This window comes from Bradyrhizobium sp. UNPA324 (assembly GCF_006658635.1).
GTDB classification, from domain to species: Bacteria; Pseudomonadota; Alphaproteobacteria; order Rhizobiales; family Xanthobacteraceae; genus Bradyrhizobium; species Bradyrhizobium nanningense.
Genome location: NZ_LFJD01000004.1, coordinates 264,536 through 279,375, shown reverse-complemented (window position 1 = coordinate 279,375; position 14,840 = coordinate 264,536). Strand labels below are relative to the sequence as shown.

Here is a 14,840-nt window from a genome sequence, read left to right as displayed (position 1 = left end):
CTGAAACGAAGAGGACGATCATGCACAAGCCGGCCACAGCACAGCCGAACAACGTCGCGGCCGAGCCATCCGGCGGCCTGCTGGCGCCCGATACCACTGGCATGAACTTCTACCGCGCCGATCCCGCGCTGACGGATCTCTTGCGCATCTATCTGCCTGAAAGGCTGTTTCGCCACATCGAGCCGCATCTCGACCGGCTCGGCGAGCTTGCCGGCGGCCGGCTCGACGAATGCGCCCGGCTTGCCGACCGGCATACGCCGGTGCTGCACCAGCGCGACAAGTTCGGTCGCGACGTGCAGTCGATCGAGTATCATCCGGCCTATCGTGAATTGGAGAACGCCGCGTTCGGCGAGTTCGGCATTCATGCGCTCTCGATCCGCAAGGGCATCATGGGCTGGCCGGACAAATATCCTGTGGTGGCCAAGCACGCCTTCACCTTCCTGTTCAACCAAGCCGAATTCGGCATGGGCTGCCCGATCAACGTCACCGACGGCTGCGCCAAGCTGCTCGCAAATTTCGGTAACGAGGCGCTGAAGGCGAAATATCTTGACGGCCTGACCTCGATCGACATGAGCAAGCTGACGCAAGGAGGCCAGTTCATGACCGAGAAAGAGGGCGGCTCCGACGTCGGCACGCTGACCACGCGCGCGGTGCAGGACGGCGACCATTGGCGGCTCTACGGCGAAAAATGGTTCTGCTCGAATGCCGACGCCAAGGTCGTGATGCTCTTGGCGCGCCCCGAAGGCGCCGGCCCCGGCACGCGCGGTGTCGGCCTGTTCCTGATGCCGCGCTTCCTCGATGACGGCTCGCAGAACCACTACCGGATCGTGCGTTTGAAGGACAAGCTCGGCACGCGCTCGATGGCCTCGGGCGAGATCAAGCTGGAAGGCGCGATCGCCTATGCGGTCGGCAAGCTCGACCGCGGCTTCGTGCAGATGGCCGAGATGGTGAACGCCTCGCGGCTTTCCAACGGCGTCAAATCCACCGCGCTGATGCGCCGCGCCTATCATGACGCCATGACGGTGGCGAAGAACCGCGTCGTGTTCGGCAGCCGCATCATCGACCTGCCGCTCGGCCGCCGGCAGATGCTGAAGATCATGCTGCCAGTCGAGCAGGCGCTGTCGATGAGCTTTCTCACGGCGGAAGCGCTCGATCGCGCCGAAGCCGGTAGCCAGGACGCAGCGGCGTTGCTGCGCATCCTCACCCCAACTTTGAAATTCCGCGCCACCCGCGATGCCCGAAAGGTCTGCGGCGACGCGCTCGAGATGCGTGGCGGCATCGGCTATATCGAGGAATTCGCCACCGCGCGGCTCTTGCGCGATGCGCATCTCGGCTCGGTCTGGGAAGGCACCGGCAACATCGTTGCCATCGATGCGCTGCGGCGCGCGGTCGGCCGCCATGGTACGGAATCCGCACTATCAGCCGATCTGCATGCGCGGCTCGATGACAGCGCGTCCGTGCCGCAGGCCTGGCGCGACACGCTGCGCGGTCTCGTTGACCGCGCCGTGGGGTTCGCGCGCGAGGTCGCGGGGAAATCCGAGAACGAGGCCGATGCGCGCCGTGCGACAAGCCTGCTCTATCATGTCGCCAGCGCGGTGGCGCTCGCCTGGGAAGCGCACCGCATCCACGACATGCGCGGCGATGCACGCCGGCTGCTGTTGTCGCGTCTCGTGGTCGACCATCGCGTATTGCCGAGCGATCCGTTCCGGCTGACGGAAAATGCCGCGCAGGCGAGGATTGCGGAGCTGCTGCTTGGGGGTCGCGATGCCGGCATGAGCGAGGTTGGCGAACTGGTTCTGACAGCGTAGGCTGCTCGCCATCCAACCAAAGAAAAGCGATAGGGAGTGCTCGATGAAGGCCGCCGTCCTCTATGAAGTCAACCAGCCGCTCGTCATCGAGGATGTCAGCCTGCCCAAGCCCGGCCCGCGCGAGGTGCTGATCCGCACGGCGGTCGCCGGTCTCTGCCATTCCGATCTGCACTTCATGGAAGGCCTCTATCCGCATCCGCTGCCCGCGGTGCTCGGGCACGAATCCGCCGGCGTGGTCGAGCAAGTCGGGTCCGATGTCACTTACGTCAAGCCGGGCGACCACGTCGTCACCTGCCTGTCGGTGTTCTGCGGCACCTGCGACAATTGCACCACCGGCCGCACGGTGCTCTGCACCGACACAACGGTGAAGATGCTGCCCGGCGTTTCCAACCGAATGCAGTGGTCGAAGCCCGAAAAGCTGCACCAGTTCCTCAATCTATCCTCCTTTGCCGAGCAGATGCTGGTGCACGAGAACGCCATCGTCAAAATCCGCAGAGAAATGCCGCTCGATCTCGCCGCCCTGATCGGCTGCGGCGTCATCACGGGCTACGGCGCGGTGGTGAACACGGCGAAGGTGACTGCGGGCGAGACTGTCGCCGTGATCGGCTGCGGCGGCGTCGGCATGGCCGCGATCAACGGCGCGCAGATCGCCGGCGCCGGCCGCATCATCGCAATCGACACCAATCCCGCAAAACTCCAGCTCGCCACCAAGCTGGGCGCGACCGATATCATCAACCCCGCCGACGGCGACGTCGTGAAGCAAGTGCGCGATCTCACCAATGGCGGCGTGCATCATTCCTTCGAAGTGCTCGGCCGCAAGGAGACCGCCGAGCAGGCCTTCGCCATGCTCGCCTCCGGCGGCACCGCCACCATCGTCGGTATGATCCCGTTCGGTCAGAAGATCGAGCTACACGGCTTCGATTTCCTGCGCGAGCGCAGGATCCAGGGCTCGTCGATGGGCTCGAACCATTTTCGCGTCGACATGCCGCGCCTGGTCGATTTCTATTTGCGCGGCCGGCTGCACCTGGAGGACTGGATCTCGGCGAAATTGAAGCTCAACGAGATCAACGAAGGCTTTGCCAACATGAAGGCCGGCAAGACCTTGCGTAGCGTGATCGTGTTCGACAGCTAGCACAGCTGATGCTGGCGTCGCCCGGTCAGGTACATGCCCGGCATTCTGCTCGAGGAGCTGGGATTCTTGAACGGTCCCGCCCGAGACGCGCGTGCCTTGCTCCGAAAATCAAGCTCAACGCGACGAGGTCGCGCCGTCGGCTGAGACGCGACGCGACTCCTTCAGGAGCAGCAGCGTCATGGCCGCGGAGAGACTTGCGGCGAGCAAATAGGCAGGGGATACGTTCAAGCTTTCACCTGCGAACAGCAGGTAGGAGAACAATCCCGTCATCGACGCGATGAAGCCAAGCCAGGCCAGGCTCGGTTGGCGAGATGCACTTTCGCCGTGACGGAGATCGAGCACGAGGTAGAACACGAGAGCGGTGTTGCAGAGCGCCGCCGGCAGCAGACCCATGGTGATCCCGCGATCAAAAGCGAGATAGGACAGCACGCCGTCGACTTGGGCAATCACCGCGAACGGCAGATAGCGTAGATTGATGCAGGCCAGGCCAATGGACGCAAGTTCGAACCCATAGAAATAGCGCTCGTGCATCTTCGGGAGCAAGTACGGCATGAGGATGAGCGATGCGCACGCGACGAGCAGAATGAACTCGGGCCCCGTCCGCTTGGACTGTGCGATGAAGATCGATAGGGCGAGCCCGCTCGCTGTCGCGAGCACGAGGCCAATGGCAACTCCGGCGGAGTACGGCGTTCCACCCGCTAAAACCCAGGCGTTCGCTGCATTCATGTTCAGCTGATGATATGTGTTGGCCTGGCCGAGATAGATGCCGAGCACGGAGACCAGAGATCGGCCCGCAACGAGGACCGGAATGGCGAGGATCGCATAGACTCCCGGAATGGCGGCAAGCCATGCCGGGTGAATCTTGCGGCGCAGAAGCATGCCCAGCACGAACGGCCCCAGGAAGACGCCTTGGGCTTTCACCGAGCAGGCCGCTGCGAATGGTAAAACGCCGTTTCGGTTCCGCATGAACGTCGCCACGGAAACCAGCACGAAGAAGGTCCAGATCGAGTCGGCCTGCCCCCACATTGGGCCGTTGAAGAGCACCGTCGGCGCAAGCCATATCGCGCAGAAGGCGAGGGACGCGCGCAACGGCACCTTTGTAGATCGCCAGACCATCTGGGCCACGACGGTCGCGCAGCCGAGCTCGAATATGGCCGAGATCGTCTTCACCAGCGAAAGTGGCTGGCCGAGCCAATCAAAAGGGGCCGCGATCAGCAGGAGGTAGCTGTAGAACGGCGTGTAGTTGGTGAAAGCCTCGGCCAGCCCGCCAAGACCGTGATCCCGAGCAAAAGCATACCACGGGATCAGGAACTGAAAGGCGTCGCTGTTGGCGTATTCCCGGACAAGGTACCTGAGCACAAGGCCAATGAGCCCGCATACCAGCGCGAGGGCGATCGCCAGCGGCCTGGTGCGCAACACCTCGTCTGGATGGATGCTGCGGTCGACCTCGCGCGGCGTACCGACCTCGATGGTGATGTTTGTTGCGCCATCACTCTTTGCAGAACTTGTGCGCGACCATCGATGATCACAGGTGGGGTCCGCGCAATCGGGAGGAGATGGATATCGGTATTCAGAACGTGGTTGGTTCTTGCTGCCCTCTGGAACACAGAGGCGCTCAGAGCTTCGATCCATGGCAAGACAAGACGTTGGAGTGTCATATCTTGTCTACCTATACGAGTATTCATTTCGAGTTGTGTAAATATCGGTTGCGCAATCGTCTGAAGGCTCGAGAAAGTATTGTTTGGTTAGCGAATGCTTTAGGTGAACTGGCGATCATCGGAAATGATTAGGAGCAGGAAAGCTACCCCGGGCGCGAGGATCTCATCGAAGCGTTTGACGTCGCGATTCTGCACGGAGGCGACGTAGTCGCGGTTGAGTGCGGTGAGCTGTTCGAGGTCGTTGCTCATTGCGTTTCGCTCTCTGTCATTCCGGGGCGCGCGACGCGCGAACCCGGAATCTCGACATTGTCCTGCTCCTCGCAACGACGAGAACGTCAATCATCGAATGATGGCGGCGGCAAGAATCCGCCGAATTCGCGCTCGATCAGCTCGGCGAGTTTCAGCGGCGTGCGGTCTTCGAGAAACGGGCCGATGATCTGGACGCCGACCGGCAGGCCGTCCTTCGACAGGCCGAGTGGAACGGCCGTGGCCGGCAGTCCCGTCAGCGTGGCGATCCCGGGCCAGGCAAGCTGGTCCGGATAGACGTGATCCTTGCCGTCGATATTGATCCGCCGCTTCTCCTGCTCCGGCGAATGATCGTGCGGATAGGCCGGCGTCGGCATGATCGGGCAGATCACCGCATCGAACGTCCTGAACAATTGCCGCCATTGCGCGCGTAAGCCCGCGCGGGCGCCCTCGTCGAACACCCAGGCCTGATGGCTAGAGGTCATGCCGCGCAGCCGCTCGGCCGCAAGGCTCGTGTCGTCGGGTGAGAGCTGCGCCGCGCCGGCGCGTGCGCCGGCGAGAATGTCGGGCGGAAAGAACGCGCCGAGAAAGCTCATCAGCATGCGCATGTAAAGGCGCGAGGCCTCGCGGAAGTCCGGAAACAGGGGGCTTTCGCGCGCGACGTGCGCGCAGGCGCTCGTCAATCGTCCGGCCAGCTGCTCGATCGCGCCGCGAACGTCGGCATTCGCGGGCAGCAGCGGATGGCTGTCGATCACCAGCAGGCGGAAATCCTTCAGTCCGGCGTGGCGTGCCTCCGGCAGCGCGAGCTTGTATCCGATGCCGAGGTCGAGCGGATCGGGGCCGGCCATCACGTCCAGCAGCAGCGTCAGATCGGCTGCGCTACGGGCCATCGGACCGATGACCGCCATATCGCGTTCCATCGGGATCGCCGGAAACGGTGGTGGCGTATGGCCGCGCGTGGGACAGAGATTGTAGGTCGGCTTGTGCGCATAGACTCCGCAATGGAACGCCGGAACGCGCAACGAGCCGCCAATGTCGGATCCGAGCGAGAGCGGTCCGTAGCCGGCCGCAAGCGCTGCCGACGAGCCGCCCGATGAGCCGCCGGGCGTGCGGCCGAGATCATACGGGTTGTTCGTCGTGCCGTAGATGTCGTTGTAGCTCTGCCAGTCTCCCAACCCCACGGGAACGTTGGTCTTGCCCAGAATGACGCCGCCGGCGTTCTTAACCCGGCTGATCGAAAGCGCATCCTCCGCCGGCCTGAAATCCTTCTGCGGGGTCCAACCCCAGGTCGTCGGCAGACCGGCGACGTTGAAGGATTCCTTCACCGTCGCGGGCAGGCCGAGCAGCGGCTTGCGCTCGCCGCGGCCTAAGGCGGCGTCCGCCTCACGCGCGGCACCGAGCGCGCGGTCGAAATCCCGGACGCAGATCGCATTGACCTTGCCGTCGTGCCGCTCGACGCGGTCGATCGCGTCCTTAGTGAGCTCGACCGCGGAGATCTTCTTCGCGCTCAATGCGGCCGACAGCTCGACCGCGCTCTTGAAACTCCATTCTGATTTGGCCACGGCGCGTCTCCCGTTCTTATTGTCGGAGGATGATGCGCAGTTTGGCCGAATGCTGCAACGGCTGTTTGAGGGGAATTGATGTGCGGGCGGGATGGAATGGACGAAATCGAAGATTCGCGGTCATCGCCCGGCTTGACCGGGCGATCCAGTATTCCAGAGGCTCGTGTTGGAGAACTCGCTCTCACCATATCAGGCGCGGCGTACTAGCCGGGCGATGACACCATGGGTGAGGCAGCTACGCCGCCCCGATCAAGATTCCCACCGCCAGAACGATCGCGCCGCCGAGCACGATCTGGAACACGGCCTGGAGGAACGGGGTGTCCATATAGCGCGAGCGGATGAAGGCGATCGCCCACAATTCGAAGAACACGACGACGCAGGCGATTCCCGTCGCGATCCAGAACGCGTTGGCCCAACTGTCGGGCACGAGATAGGGCGCGGTGTGGCCGAGCCCGCCGAGCGTCGTCATCGCGCCGCAGGTGACGCCGCGCAGCCAGGGCGAGCCGCGCCCGGTCAGCGAGCCATCGTCGGACAGTGCTTCCGCAAAGCCCATGCTGATGCCGGCGCCGATCGAGGCGGCAAGGCCGACGAGAAACGTCTGCCAGTTGTGGTGGGTGGCGAAGGCGGCCGCAAACAGCGGCGCCAGGGTTGACACCGAGCCGTCCATCAGGCCGGCGAGACCCGGCTGCACATATTGCAGCACGAACATGCGGCGGTTGGTGCGATCTTCCTCCGCACGTGCGTCGGTACTCAGGATCTCGCCCGTCAGCTTTGCGGCGGTCTGCTCGTGACCTTTCTCGGCTTCGGCGAGATCGCCGAGCAGGCGGCGCACGCCGACGTCCTGGGCCTGTTCGGCGGCCTTCACGTAGAAGCGCTCCGCCTGCATCTCCATGGTCTCGACCTCCCTGCGGATGGCGTCGAGCGACAGGTTCTTGGTCAACCAGACTGGGCGGCGGCGCAGGAAGCCTTTGACATCCTCACGACGGATCGGCGGCAGATGCGGGCCGAAGCGCTGCTCGTACAATTCCAGCAGCATGTGGCGATGGCCGCGCTCTTCCTCGGCCATCTGCTCGAATAGCTTCGCCGAGTCCGGATAGCGTTCCTTCAAATCCTCGGCGAAGGTCATGTAGATGCGGCTGTCTTCCTCTTCGGAGGAAATCGCAACCGCAAGCACCTCGCGTTCGGTGAGTTCGGCAAAAGTCTTCACGGCAGTCCCGTTTGGATAGTTTAGAACTATTCTAAACTATATAAGCGGCCGTGGTTCCGGGGTCAAATCAGGCGCTGCCGGTCTTCGCGAGGAAGTCGAGCAGCAGGCGGCCGACCTCGGCCGGCTGCTCCTGCTGCACCCAATGGCCGGCGCCATCGACGAGATGGCAGCCGAGCATCTTCGTGCAGGCGCGCGTCTGCATCGCCTCGAACACGCCAGGACGCTGGTAAGTGCCCCAATCCTGCTTGCCCGAGATGAAGCAGGAGGGCACGTCGATGCTGCGTCCCGAGAACAGTTGCAGTTCGCTATTAAACGCGCCCGAGGTGCCGTAGCGATACCATTGCAGCCCGCCCCGGAAGCCGGTGCGGCGATATTCGGCGGCATAATAGGCGAGCTCGCTGTCCGGCAGCCATGGGTTGGCGGCGATCGCGGCCGCAGGCGGCATTTCTTTCGCAACCGTCTCCGCCATGGTCTCGTTGAGATCCATCACATAATAGGTTGGCAGCTTCGCGAGCTCGCTCGCAGACCACGACGCCAGCGGATAAGGGTTGTTGTCGGTCCAGTCGGCGCTCTTGTGATGATAATAGGCGCGCAGGAAATCATGCACGCCCTGCGGCGCGTGGTGCATGTCGGTGTTCGCCTCACGCGTCGAATAGTACCATTGATAGTGCTTGCGCGGACGCGGCAGCGCGGCGAGTTCGCGATGCACGGGGTCTTCGATCGGCGCCCTCGCCGGTGTGTCGATCGTGTTGAATGGCAGCGGCGGCGGTCCGCCGAACGGTGCGCTCATCATCGTCACCGAGCGAAACACGTCGGGCCTGATCAGCGCGCACCAGGCCGCAACCGGGCTGCCGAAATCATGTCCGACGACATCGATCTGCCTGTAGCCGAACGCCGACACCAGGGCGAGCGCATCGCGCACCAGGTTGAGGAGCGAGAACGGCGCCAGATCGCCGTCATAGTCCGCGCTCCATCCTGTGGTGCGGCCATAGCCGCGCTGGTCCGGCGCGATCACGTGATAGCCGGCCGCGGCGAGTGCCGGCATCACCTTGCGCCAGGAGAAGGCCAGCTCCGGAAAACCGTGCAGCAAGAGAATACAGCGCCGCCCCTTGGTCTCGAAGCCGGCCTCGAGCACATGCATGCGCAAGCCGTTGACGCCGTCGACGTAGCGCGAGCGGATGCCGGCGGGGAGAGGGATTGGCAGAAGATCAGGCATGGTATCTCCTCGTCAGGGCCGGGCTTGTCCCGGCCATCCACGGTCTTCATTGTCGATAATTGTAAGAACGTGGATGCCCGGGACAAGCCCGGGCATGACGACAAGAATGGGCGGTCTTACGATTGCAGCGTTCCGCTACACCGCCTCACACACGAACGCGCTGCCCTTGCGCCGGATCTTCCCGACCGACGGCGAGGGGAAATGCGCGGTGCAGCACAGCGTATCCGTGTCACAATAGCGTTCGAGAAAGCCGCGGCGCGTCGTCGCCGCCCTGGCAGGATCGACGTCGAACTTGATCGACAGCTCCGGATAAAGCGTCTGCAGCGGCGAGTGCATGAGATCGCCGGAGAACACCGCGTCGTCCTTGCCGCGGCCCATCGTGATGGCGATATGGCCCGGCGTGTGGCCGGGGGTCGGCAGGATGCGGACGTGATCGCCGATCTGATGGTCATTGCCGACGAGCTCGTGGCGTCCCGCCTCCACCACCGGTAGCACGCTATCGGCGAAAGGCGGGATTTCCGCCTTCGCGTTCTGCGCGGACCAATGGTCGAATTCCTGCCTGGCAAAGACGTAGCGAGCCTTCGGGAAGGTCGGCACCCAGCGGCCGTTCTCCAGCCGCGTATTCCAGCCGACATGGTCGACATGCAGATGCGTGCACATCACGAAGTCGATGTCGTCGACTGAGAAGCCCGCGGCACCCAGAGCACGCAGATAGGTGTCGTCCGTCTTCATGTTCCATTTCGGCCGCTGCGGTCGCGGCTTGTCGTTGCCGATGCAGCTGTCGACCAGGATGGTGTGGTGCGGCGTCTTCACCACGTAGGACTGGAAGCACAGCAGCAGAACATCCTGCTCGTCCAGCGCCTTCGCTTCGCGCATCCACGCCCGGTTTTCGGCCAGCACTTCCGCCGTCAGTCCCGGCAGCATCTCCAGCGCCGGGACGAACGAAGTTTCCTGCTCGATGATGCGATGGATGGTGAGATCGCCGACCGAGAACTTCAGGCTCATGAGAACTCCAACAATTATGCGGCCGGCGGCACCGAGATCTTCACCGAGGGCCGCTCCAGCATCTTCTCGTGGAAGGCGTCGAGCTTCGGATAGGCCTTGCGCCAGCCGCAATCGGCGAAGCGGAAGTCGGCATAACCGAGCACGCAGACGAGACCGATCTGCGAGATGTCGAACGGACCGTTCAAAACCTCAGGCATGTTCTCGAAGCGGGCCATGCCGGTCCACGCCCTGTTCCAATGGTCGTCCGACCATGCCTGCCATTGCAGGCCCTGCGGCCGCACCATCTTCTCGTAGCGGCACAGCAGCATGGAATCGAGCATGCCGTTGATCAGGGAGTGATTGGTCTTGGCCTTCCAGCGGCGCGGGCCGTAGTCCGGGATCAGGCTGCCGCCGGCCATCTCGTTGAGATATTCGACGATGACGTAGGAATCCAGGATGACGTCGCCGTCGTTGGTGATCAGCACCGGCAGCTTCTTCAGCGGCGTGATCTTCGAATAGTCCTCGTTGACCGTGCCCGGCGCCACGGTTGCGGGCGTGAGCTCGATCTTGTCGATCAGCCCGAGCTCGATCGCGGCGATGCGCACCTTGCGGGCAAAGGGCGAGGCGGGGGAGAAGGAGAGTTTCATTGGAAATAACCTCTATCCAGACACACAGTCCTCATCCTGAGGAGCGCCCCTCTTGGCGCGCGTCTCGAAGGATGGACAACGAGGGATGGTCTCTCGTCACCCGGCGCGAACGTCGGGCGACTGTGCTTGTGGCGCATCCTTCGAGACGCGCGCGTTGCGCGCTCCTCAGGATGAGGGCGGAGGCTTACGCCGCGATGATCTCCTGGCGCTGTTCGCCGAGGCCCTCGATGCCGAGCGTGACGACGTCGCCGACATTGAGGAAGGTCGGCGGTTTCATGCCGAGGCCGACGCCGGGCGGGGTGCCTGTGGTGATGACGTCGCCGGGCAGCAGCGTCATGAACTGCGACACGTAGGAAATGCACTTGGCCATGGAGAAGATCATGGTCTTGGTCGAACCGGTCTGGCGGCGCTGGCCGTTGACGTCCAGCCACATCGACAGGTTCTGCACGTCCTTGATCTCGTCCTTGGTGGCGAGCCACGGTCCGAGCGGGCCGAACGTGTCGTGCGACTTGCCCTTGGTCCACTGTCCCAGGCGCTCGATCTGGAAGGCGCGCTCGGAGACGTCGTTGCAGACGCAATAGCCGGCGACATGGTTCAGCGCGTCGGCTTCCGAGACGTATTTCGCACGGGTGCCGATGATCGCGGCGATCTCGACCTCCCAGTCGAGCTTGGTCGAGCCGCGCGGCTTCTCGACCGGATCGTTCGGCCCTGATAGCGACGTGTTGGCCTTCATGAAGATGATCGGCTCGCTCGGGATATCGGCGCCGGTCTCCTTGGCATGGTCGGAATAGTTGAGGCCGATCGCGACGAATTTCGAGATGCCCGTGACCGGGGCGCCGAACCGCGGCTTGCCGGAGACCGCAGGGAGCGAGGCGGGATCGAGGCCTGCCAGCTTCTTCAGGCTCTCCGGCGAATAGGCCTCGCCGGTGAGGTCCTTCACATGCGCCGACAGGTCGCGCAACTGGCCGGATTTGTCGATCAGGCCGGGCTTTTCCGCACCCTTCTCGCCGTAACGAACAAGCTTCATTCTCGTTTCTCCCTGAAAGATTGGACCGATCGGTTAATAGCTTCATGGAACAGGGCGGCGGGAAATTCAACCGCGGAAAAGCGGTGCATTGCAGGCTTCCGGATTCGATGGGCGGGGCGAGGTCTCGTGCCCCGGACGCTGCGCAGCGCGAAGCGGTGCGCTGCTGAGCCGGGGCCCATGTCGCGGCGTTCTGGGTCCCGGCTCTGCGGAGCAGCGTTGCGCGCTGCACCGCGTCCGGGACACCGGATCACCCCAGCGCCACAAACCGGAACGCGTCTCCATCCCGCTTGATATGCCCGGCCGAGAAATGGCCGCCGATCACCAGCGTCGGCGTGTCGGCAAAGCGGCCGAACAATTCGCGCCGTGTCTTGGCCGATTGGCTCTGGTCGGAATCTGCGGTGGAGGACCAGTCGAGATGCGCCATCTGGCAGGGGTGATGGGCGACGTCGCCGGTGAGCAGACCCTGCTCGCCATCCGATTGGATCAGGATGCTCATATGGCCGGGGCTGTGGCCCGGGGTCGGGATCATGCTGATCTCCTCGCAAAGCCGGTGGTCGCTCGGGATCAGATCGGCCCTGCCGGCATCGACGATCGGCCGCACGGAATCTTTGAACACCGCCGCCTTGTCCGGCTCGGTCGAGTGGTCGCGCCAATGCTCGTATTCGGTCTTGCCGAAGACGTAGCGCGCTTTCGGAAATGTCGGCACCCATTGGCCCTCGACGAGCTTCGTATTCCAGCCGACATGATCGACGTGAAGGTGCGTGCACAGCACGCTGTCGATGCTCTCGGGCGCAAAGCCGGCCGCAGTCATGGTCTCCAGGAATGGCGTGCTGCGATTGTTCCAAGTCGGGACGTTGCGGCCCTGCTTATCGTTGCCAAGGCCGGTGTCGACCACGATGCGGCGCGTCGGCGTCTCCACCACCAGCGAATGGATCGACATCTTCAGCCGGCCCTCTTCGGTGGCGAAATGCGGGATCAGCCAGGGCAACTTCTGGATCTCTGCGTGGCCCGCCAGCGGCAGGATGAAGCGGGTCGAGCCGACCGTTTCCAACTCCACCACTTTCGTGATTTTGACCCGACCGACCTTCCACTGCATCCGGCGCCTTCCCATGTTCTTGTTTTGGTGGCGAAACATGCGCCGTTTCCGCCATGATGCGCAATGGATCATCTGGCGCGATACGGCGTTATCGCGGGAACCGGAGGAGGAGCCATGCCAGAGCTTGCGATTTCCGCTGAAAAGGTCGCCTTCATCATCGAGAAGGCGCGTGAATTCGACGTCAAGGAGGGCGATTCCGATCCGGATTCCGGCTCGAACCCGAGCGATGACGATGCGCTCGATGTCCTCGAGGACGACGGCTCCGATCCTGTCGTGCAAGAACTTGGCAGCTTCATGATCGCCTTGAACGAGGACGAGCAGGTCGATCTCGTCGCGCTGACCTGGCTTGGTCGCGGCGATGGCACGATCGATGATTGGGACGATCTGCGCGCGCGTGCGGCGGAGGCGCGCACCGAATATCGCAGCCCGCGCCGCGAAACCGTGCACTACCTGCTCGGCGAGCCCATGCTCGGCGATCTGCTCGCCGACGGGCTCGACGCATTCGGCATCGACTGGAGCGACGAGCGCACGACCGCCGACTCGTCCGCACCAAGTCAGCAGGACGAAGACGAGCCGACCAAGCAGCGGTGAGGGGCACCCGACACCTCCACATCGTTATGGCCAGGCTTGACCCGGCCATGACGATCTTCCCTGGATTGCGCAGTTGCGGATGCGCTGATGGCTACAGCGTGCCCGGGAACGCACCGCCATCCAGCAGAATGTTCTGCCCGGTGATGAAGCCGGCCTTGGCGCCGCACAGGAAAGCGCAGGCATAGCCGAACTCGTCGGGCTGGCCGAAGCGGCCGGCGGGATTGAGCTTGGCGCGCTCGGCGAGGATCTGCTCCGCCGAGACGCCGCGCTTGTCGGCCTCGGCCTTTGCGGTGCCGGTCAGGCGGTCGGTCTCGAACGGGCCCGGCAAGAGGCCGTTGATGGTGACGTTGTTGATCACGGTCTTGCGCGACAGCCCGGCGATGAAGCCGGTAAGGCCGGCGCGCGCACCGTTGGAAAGGCCGAGGATGTCGATCGGCGCCTTCACCGCGGCCGAGGTGATGTTGACGATGCGGCCGAACTTGCGCGCCATCATGCCGTCCACGGTCGCCTTGATCAGTTCGATCGGGGTGAGCATGTTGGCGTCGATCGCCTTGATCCAGTCGTCGCGGGTCCAGTTGCGGAAATCGCCAGGTGGCGGGCCGCCGGCATTGTTGATCAGGATGTCGGGCTCGGGGCATGCCTTGAGCACGGCCTCGCGGCCCGCCGGCGTCGTGATGTCGCCGACGATCTCGGTGACCTTCACGCTCGGATAGGCTTTCCGGATCTCGTCCGCCGTCTTCTTCAAGCCTTCCGCACCGCGCGCGGTCAGCGTGACGTCGACGCCCGCCTCCGCCAGCGAAATGGCGCATGCGCGCCCGAGGCCCTTGCTGGATGCGCAGACGATGGCGCGGCGACCTTTGATCCCAAGATCCACTGTTTCACTCCCGAAAATAGTAGGCAGGTTTTGGATAGCGGTCACTTTAGCCAATCGTGGCGCCGCTGATAAGGCACGGGCTCGCACCAAAATGCATGGCGCCCGGCGCTAGCGATGCAAATGCGCTCTAGATCCGTCGTTCCTGCTTGAGGCGGTCGATCGCGGAGGCCGCTTCCGGCGGCAGCGACTTGAAGCCCATCTGTCCCGCCATCGAGAACAGCGGCCGCAGATGCGAGCCGGCAAGAAATGGCGGCTGGTGATTGGCCGGCACGATCTTGTCGAACACCAGGACCAGCGTGGTGGCGACGAGGCCGACCCTGATGGCGCCGAGCGCGGCGCCGCCGAGCCGGTCGCCGAAGCCGGCTTCGCCGATGGTGTCGTTCAGCGCGATGCGGCCGATATGCCCGAACAGCATGCCGACCACGACGAAGATACAGAAGAACCAGATCCAGTTCTGCAGCAGCGGTGAGTTCGGGTTGCCTGTCACTTGCGGCGCAATCAGCGGCATCAGTGCGACCGCAATCGGCGCGGCGAGGAGATAGGCAAGAATGGTCATGGCGCTGCGCAATAGGCCGGTCCTGAAACCGAAGCCGATTGCGACGGCGAGCGCGGCATAGACGGCGAGATCGAAACTGTTCATGAGCACAACCTTGCCTTGATGGAGCAAGTGAACGCAAGTCCGATCATTCCGGTTTCAGATCGCTAAAATCGTCTGTATTGATGGCTGCAAAACGCCAGGGGTGCGCTGGCGTCGCAGGCGTCGCGTTACATGACCGGGAGCGTCATCACCGT

13 protein-coding genes and 1 pseudogene are annotated in these 14,840 nt (G+C 63.6%); 3 read left to right on the top strand and 11 right to left on the bottom strand.

Annotated features, from left to right (window positions below):
• The first annotated feature begins 20 nt into the window (after window positions 1-20).
• Together UNPA324_RS01325 and UNPA324_RS01320 are read left to right on the top strand one after the other, a co-directional pair.
• A complete protein-coding gene (locus tag UNPA324_RS01325; protein WP_141933077.1) occupies window positions 21-1,808 on the top strand; it encodes an acyl-CoA dehydrogenase family protein in 1,788 nt (595 codons plus the stop codon).
• Window positions 1,809-1,851: 43 nt separating this feature from the next.
• The gene (locus tag UNPA324_RS01320; protein ID WP_141933075.1) at window positions 1,852-2,940 is read left to right on the top strand and encodes a Zn-dependent alcohol dehydrogenase; all 1,089 of its coding nucleotides are present in this window, start codon (window positions 1,852-1,854) and stop codon (window positions 2,938-2,940) included.
• Between the two features lie 114 nt (window positions 2,941-3,054).
• On the opposite strand, the gene UNPA324_RS01315 is transcribed toward UNPA324_RS01320, so the two are convergent.
• The 9 genes and pseudogenes from UNPA324_RS01315 to UNPA324_RS01275 form a co-directional block, all read right to left on the bottom strand.
• Window positions 3,055-4,572 (bottom strand): putative hexosyltransferase, encoded by a 1,518-nt coding sequence (locus UNPA324_RS01315; protein ID WP_246667090.1) that lies wholly within the window; start codon window positions 4,570-4,572, stop codon window positions 3,055-3,057.
• Between the two features lie 176 nt (window positions 4,573-4,748).
• A pseudogene (locus UNPA324_RS01310) lies at window positions 4,749-4,847 on the bottom strand (nuclear transport factor 2 family protein); the annotation flags it as partial.
• Window positions 4,848-4,933: 86 nt separating this feature from the next.
• Window positions 4,934-6,406, bottom strand: coding sequence for an amidase (locus UNPA324_RS01305; protein ID WP_141933073.1), 1,473 nt, complete (start codon window positions 6,404-6,406; stop codon window positions 4,934-4,936).
• Between the two features lie 235 nt (window positions 6,407-6,641).
• Window positions 6,642-7,613: an iron exporter MbfA gene (gene mbfA, locus UNPA324_RS01300; RefSeq protein ID WP_141933071.1), complete on the bottom strand. Its 972-nt coding sequence runs from the start codon at window positions 7,611-7,613 to the stop codon at window positions 6,642-6,644.
• 67 nt (window positions 7,614-7,680) lie between these two features.
• A complete protein-coding gene (locus UNPA324_RS01295; RefSeq protein WP_141933069.1) occupies window positions 7,681-8,829 on the bottom strand; it encodes an alpha/beta hydrolase in 1,149 nt (382 codons plus the stop codon).
• 135 nt (window positions 8,830-8,964) lie between these two features.
• Complete coding sequence (locus tag UNPA324_RS01290) at window positions 8,965-9,834, bottom strand: MBL fold metallo-hydrolase (RefSeq protein WP_141933067.1); 870 nt, start codon at window positions 9,832-9,834, stop codon at window positions 8,965-8,967.
• Between the two features lie 14 nt (window positions 9,835-9,848).
• Complete coding sequence (locus tag UNPA324_RS01285) at window positions 9,849-10,460, bottom strand: glutathione S-transferase family protein (protein ID WP_128922278.1); 612 nt, start codon at window positions 10,458-10,460, stop codon at window positions 9,849-9,851.
• Between the two features lie 184 nt (window positions 10,461-10,644).
• Window positions 10,645-11,487 carry a fumarylacetoacetate hydrolase family protein gene (locus UNPA324_RS01280; RefSeq protein ID WP_128922277.1) on the bottom strand — a complete coding sequence of 281 codons (843 nt, stop codon included), beginning with the start codon at window positions 11,485-11,487 and terminating at the stop codon, window positions 10,645-10,647.
• A 247-nt stretch (window positions 11,488-11,734) separates the two neighbouring features.
• Complete coding sequence (locus UNPA324_RS01275; protein ID WP_181769633.1) at window positions 11,735-12,583, bottom strand: MBL fold metallo-hydrolase; 849 nt, start codon at window positions 12,581-12,583, stop codon at window positions 11,735-11,737.
• 114 nt (window positions 12,584-12,697) lie between these two features.
• On the opposite strand from UNPA324_RS01275, the gene UNPA324_RS01270 reads away from it, so the two are divergent.
• A complete protein-coding gene (locus tag UNPA324_RS01270; RefSeq protein WP_128922276.1) occupies window positions 12,698-13,174 on the top strand; it encodes a DUF3775 domain-containing protein in 477 nt (158 codons plus the stop codon).
• Window positions 13,175-13,265: 91 nt separating this feature from the next.
• On the opposite strand, the gene UNPA324_RS01265 is transcribed toward UNPA324_RS01270, so the two are convergent.
• Both UNPA324_RS01265 and UNPA324_RS01260 read right to left on the bottom strand, forming a co-directional pair.
• Window positions 13,266-14,048: an SDR family oxidoreductase gene (locus tag UNPA324_RS01265; RefSeq protein WP_141933065.1), complete on the bottom strand. Its 783-nt coding sequence runs from the start codon at window positions 14,046-14,048 to the stop codon at window positions 13,266-13,268.
• A 127-nt stretch (window positions 14,049-14,175) separates the two neighbouring features.
• Window positions 14,176-14,688, bottom strand: coding sequence for a CvpA family protein (locus tag UNPA324_RS01260; protein WP_128922274.1), 513 nt, complete (start codon window positions 14,686-14,688; stop codon window positions 14,176-14,178).
• Window positions 14,689-14,840 lie beyond the last annotated feature (152 nt).

Bases quoted from the DNA above. Each gene is read 5' to 3' on its own strand.
- UNPA324_RS01325 (WP_141933077.1), top strand. From the start codon at position 21: ATGCACAAGCCGGCCACAGCACAGCCGAACAACGTCGCGGCCGAGCCA.
- UNPA324_RS01275 (WP_181769633.1), bottom strand. From the start codon at position 12,583: ATGCAGTGGAAGGTCGGTCGGGTCAAAATCACGAAAGTGGTGGAGTTG.
- UNPA324_RS01270 (WP_128922276.1), top strand. From the start codon at position 12,698: ATGCCAGAGCTTGCGATTTCCGCTGAAAAGGTCGCCTTCATCATCGAG.
- UNPA324_RS01260 (WP_128922274.1), bottom strand. From the start codon at position 14,688: ATGAACAGTTTCGATCTCGCCGTCTATGCCGCGCTCGCCGTCGCAATC.
- UNPA324_RS01280 (WP_128922277.1), bottom strand. From the start codon at position 11,487: ATGAAGCTTGTTCGTTACGGCGAGAAGGGTGCGGAAAAGCCCGGCCTG.
- UNPA324_RS01315 (WP_246667090.1), bottom strand. From the start codon at position 4,572: ATGGATCGAAGCTCTGAGCGCCTCTGTGTTCCAGAGGGCAGCAAGAAC.
- UNPA324_RS01290 (WP_141933067.1), bottom strand. From the start codon at position 9,834: ATGAGCCTGAAGTTCTCGGTCGGCGATCTCACCATCCATCGCATCATC.
- UNPA324_RS01285 (WP_128922278.1), bottom strand. From the start codon at position 10,460: ATGAAACTCTCCTTCTCCCCCGCCTCGCCCTTTGCCCGCAAGGTGCGC.
- UNPA324_RS01320 (WP_141933075.1), top strand. From the start codon at position 1,852: ATGAAGGCCGCCGTCCTCTATGAAGTCAACCAGCCGCTCGTCATCGAG.
- UNPA324_RS01295 (WP_141933069.1), bottom strand. From the start codon at position 8,829: ATGCCTGATCTTCTGCCAATCCCTCTCCCCGCCGGCATCCGCTCGCGC.